At 63.4% G+C, this 15,604-nt stretch carries 14 protein-coding genes and 1 tRNA gene; 6 read left to right on the forward strand and 9 right to left on the reverse strand.

Translation table 11 applies throughout. The annotated features are described in order from the left end of the window. Positions 1-18: 18 nt before the first annotated feature. The 3 genes from ACVOLV_RS09160 (at position 19) to dxs (ending at position 4,782) form a co-directional block, all read left to right on the forward strand. Entirely contained in the window at positions 19-1,809 is a 1,791-nt protein-coding gene (locus ACVOLV_RS09160) for an acyl-CoA dehydrogenase C-terminal domain-containing protein (RefSeq protein WP_481554112.1), read from the forward strand. A 229-nt stretch (positions 1,810-2,038) separates the two neighbouring features. After that, positions 2,039-2,704: an HNH endonuclease gene (locus tag ACVOLV_RS09165; RefSeq protein ID WP_481554113.1), complete on the forward strand. Its 666-nt coding sequence runs from the start codon at positions 2,039-2,041 to the stop codon at positions 2,702-2,704. A 167-nt stretch (positions 2,705-2,871) separates the two neighbouring features. After that, positions 2,872-4,782 (forward strand): 1-deoxy-D-xylulose-5-phosphate synthase, encoded by a 1,911-nt coding sequence (gene dxs / locus ACVOLV_RS09170; RefSeq protein ID WP_481554114.1) that lies wholly within the window; start codon positions 2,872-2,874, stop codon positions 4,780-4,782. Between the two features lie 227 nt (positions 4,783-5,009). On the opposite strand, the gene ACVOLV_RS09175 is transcribed toward dxs, so the two are convergent. Together ACVOLV_RS09175 and ACVOLV_RS09180 are read right to left on the reverse strand one after the other, a co-directional pair. Then, positions 5,010-6,032, reverse strand: coding sequence for a TraB/GumN family protein (locus ACVOLV_RS09175; protein ID WP_481554115.1), 1,023 nt, complete (start codon positions 6,030-6,032; stop codon positions 5,010-5,012). 179 nt (positions 6,033-6,211) lie between these two features. Then, positions 6,212-7,063, reverse strand: a complete 852-nt coding sequence (locus tag ACVOLV_RS09180; RefSeq protein ID WP_481554116.1) for an MBL fold metallo-hydrolase — start codon at positions 7,061-7,063, stop codon at positions 6,212-6,214. A 12-nt stretch (positions 7,064-7,075) separates the two neighbouring features. Between ACVOLV_RS09180 and ACVOLV_RS09185 the strand changes: the two genes are divergently transcribed. Then, entirely contained in the window at positions 7,076-8,044 is a 969-nt protein-coding gene (locus ACVOLV_RS09185) for a GlxA family transcriptional regulator (protein ID WP_481554117.1), read from the forward strand. Between the two features lie 131 nt (positions 8,045-8,175). Here the strand turns inward: ACVOLV_RS09185 and ACVOLV_RS09190 are convergent, their stop codons facing one another. After that, positions 8,176-8,445 (reverse strand): putative hemolysin, encoded by a 270-nt coding sequence (locus ACVOLV_RS09190; protein ID WP_481554118.1) that lies wholly within the window; start codon positions 8,443-8,445, stop codon positions 8,176-8,178. Positions 8,446-8,737: 292 nt separating this feature from the next. Between ACVOLV_RS09190 and ACVOLV_RS09195 the strand changes: the two genes are divergently transcribed. Next, positions 8,738-9,046 (forward strand): hypothetical protein, encoded by a 309-nt coding sequence (locus tag ACVOLV_RS09195; RefSeq protein ID WP_481554119.1) that lies wholly within the window; start codon positions 8,738-8,740, stop codon positions 9,044-9,046. Positions 9,047-9,286: 240 nt separating this feature from the next. After that, positions 9,287-9,517 (forward strand): DUF1653 domain-containing protein, encoded by a 231-nt coding sequence (locus tag ACVOLV_RS09200; protein ID WP_481554120.1) that lies wholly within the window; start codon positions 9,287-9,289, stop codon positions 9,515-9,517. Between the two features lie 651 nt (positions 9,518-10,168). On the opposite strand, the gene ACVOLV_RS09205 is transcribed toward ACVOLV_RS09200, so the two are convergent. The 6 genes from ACVOLV_RS09205 to pheS form a co-directional block, all read right to left on the reverse strand. Further along, positions 10,169-10,717 carry a DUF805 domain-containing protein gene (locus tag ACVOLV_RS09205; RefSeq protein ID WP_481554121.1) on the reverse strand — a complete coding sequence of 183 codons (549 nt, stop codon included), beginning with the start codon at positions 10,715-10,717 and terminating at the stop codon, positions 10,169-10,171. Positions 10,718-11,114: 397 nt separating this feature from the next. Beyond that, a tRNA-Pro gene (locus tag ACVOLV_RS09210) sits at positions 11,115-11,191 on the reverse strand. Between the two features lie 61 nt (positions 11,192-11,252). After that, positions 11,253-11,609 carry a MerR family transcriptional regulator gene (locus tag ACVOLV_RS09215; protein ID WP_481554122.1) on the reverse strand — a complete coding sequence of 119 codons (357 nt, stop codon included), beginning with the start codon at positions 11,607-11,609 and terminating at the stop codon, positions 11,253-11,255. Next, positions 11,590-11,889, reverse strand: a complete 300-nt coding sequence (locus tag ACVOLV_RS09220; protein ID WP_054657702.1) for an integration host factor subunit alpha — start codon at positions 11,887-11,889, stop codon at positions 11,590-11,592. Before ACVOLV_RS09220 ends, ACVOLV_RS09215 begins: the two co-directional genes overlap by 20 nt. 21 nt (positions 11,890-11,910) lie before the next feature. Further along, positions 11,911-14,292 carry a phenylalanine--tRNA ligase subunit beta gene (pheT, locus tag ACVOLV_RS09225; protein WP_481554123.1) on the reverse strand — a complete coding sequence of 794 codons (2,382 nt, stop codon included), beginning with the start codon at positions 14,290-14,292 and terminating at the stop codon, positions 11,911-11,913. Positions 14,293-14,417: 125 nt separating this feature from the next. Further along, a complete protein-coding gene (gene pheS / locus ACVOLV_RS09230; RefSeq protein WP_296253773.1) occupies positions 14,418-15,413 on the reverse strand; it encodes a phenylalanine--tRNA ligase subunit alpha in 996 nt (331 codons plus the stop codon). Between the last annotated feature and the right edge of the window lie 191 nt (positions 15,414-15,604).

Here is a 15,604-nt window from a genome sequence, read left to right on the forward strand (position 1 = left end):
TCGTTCGAGAGCCGTCTGATGAGCAACTACAAAGCCCCTGTTACCGACCTCCGTTTCGCCCTGCACGACGTGTTGAAGGCCGAGTCCCTGTTTGCATCGATGGGTTTCGAAGATGCCACCGCCGACGTCATCGACGCGGTGCTGGAAGAGGCCGGCCGTTTCAGCACCAGCGTGCTTGCCCCGCTCAATGCGGTGGGCGACCAGACCGGCTGCAAGCTCGACAAAGCCACCAATGAAGTGACCACCGCACCGGGTTTCAAGGAAGCCTATGCGCAGTTCGTCGAAGGCGGCTGGACCGGCCTGACCGCGTCGCCGGATTTCGGCGGCCAGGGCATGCCGGAAACCATGGGCATGGCATTGAGCGAAATGGTGTCCTCGGCCAACCTGGCCTGGAGCCTGTTCCCGATGCTGTCGCACGGCGCGGTTGAAGCGCTCAAGCATTACGGCGAAGACTGGCAGAAGGAAGCCTTCCTCAAGCCGCTGGTGGCCGGCAACTGGACCGGCACCATGTGCCTGACCGAGCCGCACGCCGGCACCGACCTGGGCCTGCTCAAGACCCGCGCCGAGCCGAACGCCGACGGCAGCTATTCGATCACCGGCACCAAGATCTTCATCACCGCCGGCGAGCACGACCTCGCCGACAACATCGTGCACCTGGTGCTGGCCAAGCTGCCCGACGCGCCGGCTGGCCCGAAGGGCATCTCGCTGTTCGTCACCCCGAAGTACAAGGTCGACCGCGACGGCAAGCAGGGCGAGCGTAATGAACTGCATTGCGGCGCGCTGGAGCACAAGATGGGCATCCACGGTTCGTCCACCTGCGTGATGAACTTCGACGGCGCCCAGGGCTACCTCGTCGGCCAGCCGCACAAGGGCCTGCAGGCGATGTTCGTGATGATGAACTCCGCCCGCCTCGGCGTTGGCGTGCAGGGTCTGGCGCAGTCCGAGCGTGCCTACCAGGGCGCATTGGCCTATGCCCGCGAGCGTCTGCAGTCGCGCGCACCCAAGGGTGCCGTGCAGCCGGACAAGCCGGCCGATCCGATCATCGCCCAGCCCGATGTGCGCCGCATGCTGCTGACCACCAAGGCACTGACCGAAGGTGGCCGTCTGCTCGCCGCACACGCTTACACCCAGCTCGATGCCGCACACAGCAGCGCTGATGCGCAGGCACGCGCCGACGCCGATACGCTGGTCAGCTTCCTCACCCCGATCGTCAAGGCCTGCCTGACCGAGTGGAGCATCGAGGCGACCTATAACGGCCAGCAGGTCTTCGGCGGCCACGGCTACATCGCCGAGCACGGCATGGAGCAGTACGCCCGCGACGCCCGTATCACCACCTTGTATGAAGGCACCACCGGCATCCAGGCGCTGGACCTGATCGGCCGCAAGACCGCCGCCTCGCAGGGGGCCGGCCTGAAGCTGTTCCTGGCCGAGATCGAGCAGTTCATCGCTGCCAATGCCAACAACCCGGCGGTGGCCGAGTTCCTGCCGGTGCTGGGCGGCAAGGCCAAGGAATGGGGCAAGCTGACCATCGACGTGCTGCAGCGCGCTGCCGCCAACCCGGAAGAACTGGGCGCAGCCAGCTGGGATTACCTGTTCTACAGCGGCTACATCGCCGTGGCCTACTGGTGGGCCCGCTCGGTGGTCGCCGCACAGGCATCCAGTCATCCGGAAGCCTTCAAGCAGGCCAAGCTGGAGACTGCGCGTTTCTACTACGCCCGCATCCTGCCGCGCACCCTGAGCCACGCCGCCGGCATCGCCGCCGGTGCCGACTCGCTGATGGACATGGATTCGGTCCGCTTCGGCGACTGATCCGTCGCCGTAAGCACGGCTTTAGCCCCTCTCCCGCGTGCGGGAGAGGGGTTGGGGTGAGGGCGCTATTGCATCCGCTCCTTCCTTTTGGCTGCAGGGCCAAGCTGAGGGCGAGGCTACAGGCTACTGAAACACCCCCAGCTTCGCGGCTGACGCCGCTCCTACAAAACCACCGGTCGCCACCGCCTTTACACAAACTGTCACGCATCGTGTATAAGCTGTTAACCCGATGGAGACAGACACTACACCGCGTAGTCTGATCGATACCGGAGCCGGGACTTCCGCTCCGACAGACGGGTTTTCACTTCCGCCCTCCCTGCACCGCCTCGGCTCCGTGCGACTGTTGTCGCTGGATGCGCATGGCCGCGTGCTGGACTGGATCAACTGGCAGGACGCTGCCTGCCTGTATGCCCGCGGTGCCGTCGCTTGGACCATGGGCGATCCCTGCCTGCATGTACACGGCGCAATGTCGCGGCTGACCGGCCTGCGCAGCGGCATGGACCTGCACCCGATCATCGCCTCGCGCGGCCACGCCCGCTCGCGCGCCATCGACCCCACGCCCAACCTCACCAATCCCGCGCTGTTCGCCCGCGACGCGCAGCTCTGCCTGTACTGCGGCCAGCACTTCAGCCGCCCGCAGCTGACCCGCGACCACGTCCTGCCGGTCTCCAAAGGCGGCAAGGACACCTGGGAGAACGTGGTCAGCGCCTGCTTCCACTGCAACTCGCGCAAGAGCAACCGCACCCCGGCGCAGGCCAACATGCCGCTGCTGGCAGTGCCGTACCGGCCCAGCTGGATCGAGCACCTGATCCTGTCCAACCGCAACATCCTGGCCGACCAGATGGCCTTCCTGAAGTCGCAGCTGCCGCGCAAAGCCTTGCAGCGCGGGCTCTGAACCCTGCGCCACAGCCACTCCGTATTCATACGGAAGTGCCATCCAGACTGAACACGGCCTTCAGCTTGGTGCCAAACCACCTCATCCGGTACTCATTGATGGTGTGCTTTGCTTGCCCCACCCTCTCCGGACGGGGAAAATACCGTTTCGAGTGAAACGCGAAGACCATGATCGACTCTGCCAGCTATCCGCGCCTGTCGCGCATCAAGACTCCCGCTGACCTGCGTCTGTTCGACGAGAGCGAACTGGGCGCCATCGCCGGCGAGTTGCGCGCCTACCTGATCGAATCGGTGGGCAAGAGCGGCGGCCACTTTGCGGCTGGCCTCGGCGTGATCGAGCTTACCGTCGCCCTGCACTATCTGTATGACACCCCGGTCGACCAGCTGGTGTGGGACGTGGGCCACCAGACCTACCCGCACAAGATCCTCACCGGTCGTCGCGACAGCATCCACACCGTCAAGCAGAAGGACGGCGTTGCGCCGTTCCCCAAGCGCGAGGAAAGCGAGTTCGACACCTTCGGCGTTGGCCATTCCTCGACCTCGATCTCCGCCGCGCTGGGCATGGCCATCGCGCGCCAGCGCCAGGGCGATGAGCGCAAGGTGATCGCGGTGATCGGCGACGGTGCGATGACCGCCGGGATGGCCTTCGAAGCACTGGCCCATGCTGGCGGCATGGACGAAGAGCCGAACGTGCTGGTCATCCTCAACGACAACAACATGTCCATCTCCGAAGCCGTCGGTGGACTGACCAAGATGCTGGGCCGGGCAACCGCCAGCCGCACGCTCAATGCGCTGCGCGAGAGCGGCAAGAAGATCCTTGGTGACAAGCGCCACAGCCCGCCTGCACGCTTCGTCAAGCGCTGGGAAGAACAGTGGAAGGGCATGTTCGTGCCGTCCACCGCCTTCGAGCAGATGGGCTTCCATTACACCGGCCCGATCGACGGCCATGACCTGCCGCTGCTGGTATCGACCCTCAAGCACCTGAAGGATGCCAAGGGCCCGCACCTGCTGCACATCATGACCACCAAGGGCAAAGGCTACGAGCCAGCCGAGGACGACCAGATCGGCTACCACGCCGTCGGCCCGTTCGACCCCAGCAAGGGTCTGCCGGAAAAGGGCGCGCCCAAGAAGCCGACCTATACCGACATCTTTGGCGACTGGCTATGCGACGCCGCCGCAGCCGACCCCAAGCTGCTGGCGATCACCCCGGCCATGCGCGAAGGCTCGGGGCTGGTGCGTTTCAGCAAGGAATATCCTGACCGCTACTTCGACGTCGCCATCGCCGAGCAGCATGCAGTGACGCTGGCCGCCGGCATGGCCACGCAGGGCTCCAAGCCTGTGGTCGCCATCTACTCCACCTTCCTGCAGCGCGCCTACGACCAGCTGGTGCATGACGTTGCCACCCAGGATCTGGACGTGCTGTTCGCCATCGACCGTGCCGGCGTTGTCGGCCCGGATGGCGCCACCCACGCAGGCAACCTCGACCTGAGCTACCTGCGCTGCGTGCCGAACATGGTGGTGATGGCGCCTGGCGATGAAGCCGAATGCCGGCAGATGCTCAGCACCGGCCTGCAATACAAGGGCCCGGCCGCAGTGCGCTATCCGCGCGGCACCGGCCCCGGCGCAGCCGTGGGCACCGATCTATCCACCCTAGAAATCGGCAAGGCGCAGCTGCGCGTGCAAGGCAGCCGCATCGCCATCCTCGCCTTCGGCGCGAGCGTGCCGGCAGCCGAACAGGTTGGCCGCGAGCTGGGCCTGAGCGTGGTCAACATGCGCTTCATCAAGCCGCTGGACAAGGCCATGCTGCTGGAACTGGCACGCACGCATGATGGCTTCGTCACCGTTGAAGACAACGTGGTTGCCGGCGGTGCTGGTTCGGGCGTGTCCGAGCTGCTCAATGCCGAAGCCGTGCTGATGCCGATGCTGCACCTCGGCCTGCCCGACAGCTACCAGCACCACGCCAGCCGCGAAGACCTGCTGGCCGAGGCCGGGATTGATGCGGCAGGCATTCGCGCGGCAATCCTGAAGCGCTGGCCGAAAGTGCAGGACAGCACCGCACCATTGAGTGCGGCGAGCTGAGCTGGACTCCAACTTGTGAGCCCCCCGAAATCCGATGCCAGTCCTTTGGCATCGGATTTTTCTTTGTAGGAGCGGCGTAAGCCGCGAAGCAAAAGCACTATCAGGTGAGGGAAAAACCGGTTGTTCGGACTATCTCAGCTTCGCGGCTTACGCCGCTCCTACAAATCAGCAACAGCGTAGCCCGCCATCCCTGCATGAGCTCCGCACTCAGACCACAGAACTGATCTTCAGGGCGACTCAACCTCGTATCCCCGCGCCTGCAACGCTGCCAGATAACCATCCGCTTCCAGCAATCGATCCACCGGCAGCATCGCGAACGTCTCTTCGTTGCGCTGCACGGCAGCTTCCGCAATCGACAGCCAATGCTGGCGCATACCTGCCCTCAGATCACCGAAGCCGCGATTGCGCACGAAGCCCGACTGCGTGATCGCCTGCATGCAGGCCGCACCCGCGTCCTCATACGGTGAACGCCGCAACGCCTCCACATCGCCCATTGCCCACGCGTTCGCCCGCTCGACCAAGGTCGGCAGATCGTTCTCGACCAAGGCCACGGTCCCTTCCAGGCACACCGCATCATCCATGCCGCCCTCGCGGAACTCGCGGACCGCCGCCTTCGGGTCTTCGATCTTGATTTTCCAGTTCGTAGAGGTAGGCGTGATACCGGCCGCTTTCGCTGCCGATTCCACCACTGGCCAGACCACCGGCTTCTGACCCAAGCCGATGGATTTCATTGCCGCCGCCTGCAACTCAGCAGCGGCGAACATCGGCCGCTTGCGCTCAATCCCACCGTCGCGCGGCAGGTAACGCTGCTTGACCGCACGCCAGCGCGCATACAGCGGCGGCGCCAGCACATCGACCAGCTCCGCGCCGTCTTCGTTACGCATCACCTTCCAGATCGATGGCGCCAACGCCAGCTTGCCAAAGAAGCCCACGTCGGCATCGAACACCACGCCCGGTGACAGCAATACCTGCCCCGAACGCGCGATCACCGCACGTACTTCATCGGCCCGCCAATCAATCTGGTTGGGCAAGGGCGACACTGTGCCCAATATCCAAAGCACATGCCCGTCCTTGCTGACCCGCCACAAGCCCGGGCCGGGTTGCACGCCATGGACGACCACCGCCTCCATATCACGGATCGGTGCCGCTCCCGCCTCCGCAGGCGCTTCTACCACTTCCTGCGCCGATACCCCTCCTGCAAACAAGCACATCAACAGACAGCAACCACGCAAGCTCTGCACTACCGACATACCTGTCTTCCTTGAGACGACCTGGCTGGCGACATTAGTCACTTCCGTGCTGCGATGCGTTAGAACATCGTTCTTCGAGTGCAATAAACTGCCAGCCAACCATGTAGTGCCGAGCCATGCTCGGCAAAGGGCGTTCCCGGTAAAGCCTCATGCCGAGCATGGCTCGGCACTACCTCTGCTCAGAACTCGAGTACCTCACCATCAGCTGGAACCCGCAGGCGATCCTGCAACCCTGCCTCTCTTGCAGCCAGCACCAACGCCGGCCGACCCACAGGACAATGGCTCAACGCCTCCAGATGGTTGGCAACAACAACGCCGTCGGCAATACGCGTAAACGCCAGCGCTTCATCCAGCCCCATGATGATCTCGCCGCCAAGATCAAAGCGCGCGCCGCCGGCGGGGATCACGCAGACATCCGGTTGCTGCCTGCGCACGAAACCTTCGATGGCAGGGGTAAGCACGGTGTCGCCAGACAGATACAGACGGGGCTCCCCGGGGATCTCGATCAGATAGCCGACGCCGTGCTCCATGAAGCGCCCAATCACACCACGTCCGTGAGTGCAGCGCACGGTGCGAATCCTTCCAGCTAGAAAAGGACTTCCGAGCTCGTGCGCCTCAGGCAATGGCTGCACGTTCAAGCCGCGCGCCGCCAGATGCACGGCATCGTGCGGCGTGCAGATCACCGGAATGCGCCGCTCGCGTAGCCAGCGCTTGCCGGCACGGTCCAGGTGATCGAAGTGACCTTTCTGGCAGTGGGTAATCAAACAGTGGGTGACCGATTGCAGCACCGACTCTGCTTCTGCTGGCAGATCCACCAGCGGGTTGCGCTGCAGACCTGCAAACAGGCGTAGCGGCGGCAGCACCGCCCTGCCCGCCAGCATCGGATCGACCAGGATTCGATGCGGACCGATTTCGACAATGATCGTGGCATTGCGGAGCTGCTGGATTTTCATGGCTTGGCCGGTAGAAAGAGGGCCCCATGGTGAGCCGACGACGCCTGAACGATAATGGCAAGAAACGCCATATTCCATTCAATACCGGCCATGCCAAAAACCTGCCAGATCGGCCTCCTGCTCTATCCCGGCTGCATGCCTGCCGGCCTGCTTGGCTTTGCCGACCTGCTGCACGCAACCAATCGGCGCACAGGACAGCCACTGTTCCAAACCCGCCTGGTCGGTTTGAAAGCCGGGCCGGTCAACTGCAGCCAAGGCCTGGAAATGCAGGCCCACGGCAGCGTCGATGACCCGCTTCTCGATGCCGTGCTCGTCCCGGGGTTCTGGGCCGAATCCGCAGCCGAGGTGGAGGCTACGCTGCAGAACAGCGCCGCACTGATACGAGCGCTTTCGCAGCTTCCAAAGCGCACCCGACTGTGGAGCTATTGCGTCGGCGTCAGCCTCGCTGCAGCCAGTGGACGCCTGGACGGGCAAGCAGCCACCGCCACCTGGTGGCTGCTCGACAACTTGCGCCAGCGCCATCCGAAGATACGCTGGCAGGCAGAGAGCACCTGCATCCATGCAGCGCGACATGCCACCGCAAGCGGCGTCAGCGGCTACCTGCCGATTGCGCAGCTTCTGATCGAACAGACCGTCAGCCCCGCCATCCTGCAGGATCTGGTCAAGCTGATGGTGCTGCCAAGGCCGGCGCAAATCCACGATGCCTTCCAGGCACTGAGCCTCATCCAGCAATCCAGCAGCTTGCTGCGCAAGCTGCACGCATTGGTCGAGACATTGCCCGCCGATCAACTGACCGTGGACAAGCTCGCAGAACTACTGGACATGTCTGGCCGCACACTTGCGCGCAAGGTGAAGGGCGAAACCGGCTGCCCCGCAGCAACCTATTCGCGCCGAATAAAACTTGCGCAGGTAGCCGAGCGCTTGACGCTGACCTCGGCATCGCTTTCAAGCATCAGCAACGAACTTGGCTTCAGCAGCGACTCGAACCTGCAGCGGATGTTCAAGGAGCTGACCCAGCTCACGCCCATGCAGTATCGGCAGCGGTTTTCGCGTCGATGATGTCAGCGAGCCGAGCATGGCTCGGCACTACATCGCATCGCGCATGACTGATGCTCCGCTCATCCTGTTTGTCGTTGAAGCACGACGCACGCGGCCTTCAACAAGCAATCCGAGCCAAACACGCTGCTCACTTACTTGGTGCCGGCCGCATTGTCGCGCCGGAACAACTCCCATTCTTCGACCTGGGTGCCATCAGCAAGGTGGCAGATGCCGTACTCACCGCCCTCGCTGTTCTTCTTGATCTCGACCCTGCCGCCCTTCTTCACGCAATACTCGGATGCAGGATTGGCCATGCCTACACGCGGTTGGACAGCCTCGGTCTTGGCGTCATGTTTCGGCGCACAGCCTGCGGCCGCAGCAGACATCAGCAAGGTAGCTACACAAAGTACAAGGGATTTCATCGATGCTCTCCAAGGCGACTGCCATATTCTCGGCAGCGGACCAGCAAAAGATTGTGATGACGCTGCGGCCTCACCACCAAACCGCGGGGGCGCCACATTCAAAGTCTCGCGCAAAAGCGTTGCACATGCTTTTCGGCGCATACGAGACCGCCAGAGCCTTGGGTTGCCAGACTGGTCCCTGCTCCAACGGTCCGCACACACATCAACGCCACCTGCAGGATTGCGCGTTACCTGCCGGTTTGAATCCCATCTGGCAGCCAGTAAAATCCGTCCTTTGGCGAAGGAGAAGAACATGACCAAAGACACCCTGCTTCACGACATGTTGGTCACCTTGGACAGGCTCATCACCGTCTTCTCCTCAGCCACCCCGGATGAGAAAGCCTGGCGCGAGGCGATCGTCGAGATGCGCGAGATCCGCGCCTCATTGCCCTCATCTCCAATGTTGGAGAGATTCGTGGGCAAGCGCATCAGGCAGTCTCTCGATATTCGTGGCTTGAGCCTCACCAATGGCCCAGCCACGCGAGCGCTCCTCGGCCCCAGCATCGTGGCCAACCTGACGCTGGCCAGGCAAGTCCTGGAAGGCTACCTGGGCAAGCCCTGAGGATAGGCGAGTTGCCACTCACTGTTGGCGGCCCCTGACCTGAGCAGAAATCAGCGCCGGGTTTACATCAATGCGTTGAAGCGGCACTTCCACTGTTCTTCGGGGTTTGACCGGCTCAAGCATGCTTGAGCCAACATGCGCCTTTCGCCACGGATCGGCACCAGCCCCATTTTCAGTGCGCGGGTAGCCCTTTCTTCCAGCTGCTACGATCCGCCGCCCTACCCGATAGAGAAATCGTCAATGTCCGACCTACCGCCTCTTCCCAGTCTCGCGCTTGGACGCTATCGCCACTTCAAAGGCGGCGAATACGAAGTCATCGGCCTTGCCCGGAGCAGCGAAACATTGGAAGCGCTGGTGCTCTACAAGCCCTTGTATGGCGACCTGGGCGTGTGGGCCCGGCCGTATGCGATGTTCGTGGAACCGGTAACCGTGGAAGGCGTGTCCCAGCCAAGGTTTGCCTACCAGAGCTGATACCTGCGTGCAGGCGTGACCACTTCACACCCAGCGCCGTGCAAGGGCCGAAACGAATCACAACGAGGCGGACCTGCGAAGTGACAAGTTCGGAGGCAGCCGACGCTACCGGCGCCCCCACTTCTGGAACGCAATCACTGCCGTCTCAGCTCGCAATCTGCGCTCATTCCGCAGCGCCCATTCCTCGCATCCCGCCTTGCCAGTCTCGTAGCTCCGGCAGCTGCGCGGCGGATGCAGCACCGCTCCGCCAGGTGGAGGCAGGTGGTACGCGAGGTTCACGAACCACGATCCGTCCAGCCGCTCGACCAATCGGGATACGGCAATTTCGTTGACGTAAATCGCCGTCAGCTGGCTCTCGAAGTCTGCGACCTTCGCCCATTTGAAGTTTTCTGGAAGCATGGCCCAGCATGGCGCCATGGCGTCTCAAAGGTTGGGATCTGAGACAGCAACGCCCTCAACCAAGTGGTGCCGGCTTGAATGACTAATCAGCCCTGAACTCATCCGGCCAGAGTGGCTCTCGCTCGATCGGGCGGCTGATCTGGATGCGGGGCGCCTCGATTTTGGAGCCCTGCCCAACTAAAACTGGAGTTGGGGATGATCTTTCAACAAGTGTGTACGCCGAAAGAGAGAACTGGCGAAGGACTCCTTTACTCAACCCGTAGCTACCTCGGCCGGCTCCTTCGCCTTGGTCGGATAGGTAAGCAGATACAGCAGCACCAGGATGCCACCTACCGGTGCCAGACTGATCAGCTGCCACCACGGGTTAAAACCCGCGTCGCGCAGGCGCCTGGTGCAGGCCGCGATCCAGGGCAGCAATACCAGCAGCGAGGTGATTTCCAGCGCCCATTGGCCAATGGCCTCAGCAAACAGCTGGGCGAAGGCAAGCACCATCGCCACAGCCAGGGCGAACCACCAGAAGTCCGCCCGCGGGGTTGTGCCGGTGAACTCCAGGCCGCGCAGCACGCCGTCGCGCATTGCCTCCAGCGCTGGCTGACTGGGCGACGGATTGCCGGTCAGCAGGCTTTCGGCAGGCACCTCGAAGACGGCAGCCAATGCCCGCAAGGACTCCGTCGAGATCTTCGCGCCTGATTCCAGGCGCTGAATGGTCCTCAGGTTCAAGCCACTCAGATTGGCCAACTGTTCCTGCGACCATTGCCGGCCAGTGCGGAGCTCGCGAAGTCGGGCGCTGTTGATGTGCATGAAAGACCCCTTGAATCAGTTGTTTGGCTCGCCGACATCATCTCGCCGCTCCCGACCTTGCGTGACGACATCAACCCGACACGGGCAGGACACGAGCCCGACCTGGCGCTGGCGGCCCTTGGCCTGGCCCGAGCATAGCGCCCTGCGAGCCCGTGATTCATGCGTTGGGAGCTCATCTTGAGAGCTGCCTGCAGGGGATGGCTTGGAAGCCAGCGGCCAAGCGCTGTTCCACCGCTCCAGTCAGCGCGCCATGGCCGAGCACCATCTCGGCAGACCCGTAGCACCGTGGCAACCAGTCAGCACCGGCGCCTCGTTGCCAAAGCAGCGAACACCTGGCAGCCAAAACGAAAAAGGGCTCGCGACGTAAGCCGCAAGCCCTTCATTCAAAGCAAGTAATTGGTCGGGACGGCCGGATTTGAACCGACGACCCTCTGCCCCCCAGGCAGATGCGCTACCAGGCTGCGCTACGCCCCGATCGTTACTGCTTTCGCCTTGCGGCGAGCCGGTGATTATACCGGTTTTCACACAAAAAAGTTCAGCGACGGAGCAGTTGCAGTACTTCTTCCAGCTCCATGCGCACCTGCTTGATGATCTGGTTGCTCAGCGCCGACTCTTCGCGGGCGCCCTCGCCTTCCAGCCGCAGACGGGCGCCACCGATGGTGTAGCCCTGTTCGTACAGCAGGCCGCGGATCTGCCGGACCATCAGCACGTCATGGCGCTGATAGTAACGACGGTTGCCACGGCGCTTGCTTGGCTCAAGGCTGGGGAACTCGGTTTCCCAGTAGCGCAGCACGTGCGGTTTGACGTCACACAGCTCGCTTACTTCACCAATGGTGAAGTAGCGCTTGGCCGGAATCGGCGGAAGTTCGCGGTTACTGCCCGGATCCAGCATATGCCTCCACCCGCTCCTTGAGCTTCTGGCCCGGACGGAAGGTGACTACCGTACGGGCGGAAATCGGAATTTCCTCGCCGGTCTTTGGGTTGCGACCCGGGCGCTGGTTCTTGCGCCGCAGATCGAAATTGCCGAAGCCCGACAGCTTCACTTGACGTCCCTGTTCCAATGCATCGCGCAACACATCGAAAAACGCGTCGACAAATTCCTTGGCCTCACGCTTGTTCAGACCGACTTCGTCGAACAAACGATCCGCCATCTCCGCCTTGGTCAATGCCATGCCTGCTCCCTGTATCCCGCCTCAGCCACGGATCTTTGCGCCGTGCCCATGATCAATCGCCGTCACCACGTCGGTGACTACGGCTTCCACGTCACGGTCCGTCAATGTGCGCGACTTGTCCTGCAAAATCAAGCCCATAGCCAAACTCTTGAAACCCGGCTCGACGCCTTGGCCGACATAACGGTCAAACAGCGCCACTTCACGCAGCAGTTCGCCAGCAGCAGCCCGGATGGTTGCCGACAGCTCAGCCCAGCTGACCGATTCAGCTACGACCACGGCCAGATCGCGACGCACGGCCGGGAAACGCGACAACTCGCTGGAACGCGGCAGCGAACGCGCAGCCAGCGGCGCCAGATCCAGCTCGAAAGCGTAGACATCTGCATCCACTTCCATGGCCTTGGTCAGGCGCGGGTGCAGTTGGCCGATCCAGCCGATGCATTCGCCGTCGCGCCAGATGTCCGCCGAGCGGGCCGGGTGCGCATACGGGCGCTGCGAGGCACGGAATTCCAGCGTGGCGCCAGAGGCTGCAGCCAGCGATTCCAGATCACCCTTGAGGTCATGGAAATCGACCTTGCGCGCCTTTTCGCCCCACTGCAGGGTGGCGGCATCACCGCATACGGCAGCTGCAACGCGCACGGTTTCCTTCGGCGCAGGCTTGCCCTCGCCGGCCTGCGCGGCGAACACGCGGCCGATTTCGAACAGACGCACGCGCCCAGCCTGACGAGCGACGTTGCGACCCAGCGTTGCCACCAGACCGGGCAGCAGCAGCGGTCGCATCACCGCCAGCTCGGCCGACAGCGGGTTGGCCAGCGCAACCAGACCTTCGTCCTGCTGCCACTGCTTCAGCAGCTCGGCATCGACGAAGGCGAAGTTGATGGTTTCCAGCATTTCGCGGGCCACCAACTGGCGGCGCACGCTGAGGTCATCCAGACGGGTTTCGCTGGGCATGGCGATGCGCGCAGCGCCGCCCGGCAAGGTGGTCGGGATGGATTCGTAGCCGTGGATGCGGGCCAGCTCCTCGATCAGGTCTTCTTCGATGGCGATGTCGAAACGACGGCTTGGGCCGGTAACGTTCCAGCCATCGGCCACAGCCTCGACCTGCATGCCAAGCGCGCGCAGGATGCGCTCGACTTCGGCGTCTTCAATCTGGATGCCGAGCACGCGCACGATACGGGCGCGACGCAGCAGGATCCTGGCGGCGACCGGCAGGTCGGCTTCACGCACGGCTTCGGTGACCGGTGCCGGCGTGCCGCCAGCCAGGTCGAGCACCAGCTTGGTGGCGTATTCGATGGCGGTACGCGGCAGCTGCGGATCGACGCCACGCTCGAAGCGGTGACCGGCATCGGTATGCAGGCCGAGCTTGCGACCGCGACCCATGATTGCTGCCGGGGCGAAGTGCGCAGCCTCCAGGAAGACCTTGCTGGTCGCATCGGTGACGCGGGTATCGAAGCCGCCCATCAGACCAGCCAGGCCAACCGGATGATCGGCATCGGTCACCACCAGGAAGCTGTCATCCAGCGCGGCGTCGCGGCCGTCGAGCAGCTTGAGGCTTTCACCGGCGCGCGAGCGACGCACGGCAATCGGCCCCTTCAGCGTATCAAGGTCGTAGGCATGCATCGGCTGACCGAGTTCCAGCATCACGTACTGGGTGATGTCGACCAGCAGCGACACCGGGCGCACGCCGCTACGGCGCAGGCGTTCGGCCATCCACAGCGGCGTGGTCGCGGCCGCATTGACGCCTTCGATCACACGGCCGAGGTAGCGCGGTGCTTCGGCACCGGCATCGAGCTGGATGCGCAGTTCACGCGTGCCCTGAGCCGGCACGGCATCGGCGGCGAACGGCTTCACTTCGCTGCGGGTAGCAGCGGCTACGTCAAAGGCGATACCACGCACGCTGAAGCAATCGGCGCGGTTCGGGGTCAGCTTGATCTCGATGCTGGAATCCGGCAGGCCGAGGTACTCAACCAGCGTGGTGCCGACCGGTGCGTCGTCCGGCAGTTCCAGCAGGCCGGAAGCGTCGTTGTCCAGGCCCAGCTCCTTGGCCGAGCACAGCATGCCGTTGGATTCGACGCCGCGCAGCTTGGCCGGCTTGATCTTCAGCTCGCCGATCTGCGCGCCAACCATCGCCAGCGGCGCGACCAGACCCGGACGCGCATTCGGTGCGCCGCAGACAATCTGCAGCAACTCAGCCTGGCCGGCGTCGACGCTGCAGATCTGCAGACGGTCAGCTTCCGGATGGCGGGTCGCTTCGACGATGCGCGCGACCACCACGTTGTCCAGGCCTGCGCCCAACGCGGTGACTTCTTCAACTTCCAGACCGATGGCGGTCAGCACGGCACTGAGTTCGTCACGCGAGGCGGTGGTCGGTACGTGGCTGCGCAGCCAGCTTTCAGAGAATTTCATGTGTTTACCTTGATGGGAGGCTAGCCTCCCGTTGCGGTTTCTTTTGTTGATGCCCAGCGCTTTGCGCCTGGGGCTGGTCAACGTTCAGGAGCTGCCGAGCGTGGCTCGGCACTACACAGTTCGCCTTAGGCGAACTGCTTGAGGAAGCGGACGTCGTTTTCGAAGAAGGCGCGCAGGTCGTTGACGCCATAACGCAGCATCGCGAAACGCTCCACGCCCAGGCCGAAGGCGAAGCCGGTGTAGCGCTCCGGATCGATGCCCACCGACTTCAACACGTTCGGATGGACCATGCCGCAGCCCAGCACTTCCAGCCAGCGGGTGCTGCCATCGGGCTGCTGCCAGGCGATGTCCACTTCCGCACCCGGCTCCACGAACGGGAAGTAGCTCGGGCGGAAACGCATTTCGAAATCACGCTCGAAGAAGGCGCGCACGAACTCGGACAGGGTGCCCTTGAGGTCGGCGAAATTGGAGTGTTCGTCCACCAGCAGGCCTTCGACCTGATGGAACATCGGCGAATGGGTCTGGTCGCTGTCGCTGCGGTACACCTTGCCGGCCGCGATCATGCGCAGCGGCGGCTTGTGGTCGCCCATGTAGCGCACCTGCACACCGGAGGTATGCGTGCGCAGCAGGCGGCCATCGCCGAAGTAGAAGGTGTCGTGCATGGCGCGCGCCGGGTGGTGCGGCGGGAAGTTCAGCGCCTCGAAGTTGTGCCAGTCGTCTTCGATTTCCGGGCCTTCGGACAGTTCGTAACCGAGGCGGGCGAAGATTTCGGTAATGCGCTCCAGGGTGCGCGTGACCGGATGCAGGCCGCCGCGTTCGCCATGACGGCCTGGCAGGGTGACATCGATGCTTTCAGAAGCCAGGCGTGCATCCAGCGCGGCGTTTTCCAGCAGCGTCTTGCGCTCACCCAACGCGGAGGACACGGCGTCGCGCGCGATGTTGATCGCCTCGCCCGCTGCCTTGCGCTCGTCGGCCGGCAATGCGCCAAGCTGCTTGAGCTGGGCAGTGATGCTGCCGCTCTTGCCCAACAGCGAAACACGCAGGTTTTCCAGCGTTTCCGGGCTCTGCGCCGCGGCCACATCGGCCAGCGCCTGCGCGGTCAAGGATTGGATGTCACTCATGGGATCGACGAAACCTCTGGCCGGCTTGCCTACGCGGTACGCGCCGGGCCGACCCCCGTCGCCACCAGTGGCTGACCGCCGCGCAACCATCGGCAGCGGCAACCAGCACAAAAAAGAATGGGGAAGGACTTGCGCCCTTCCCCATGCATTGTCTCACCACAGCCGCTGCGCGTGAACGCTACAACTGCTGC

The sequence above is a fragment of the Stenotrophomonas sp. STEN023 genome (assembly GCF_056760135.1).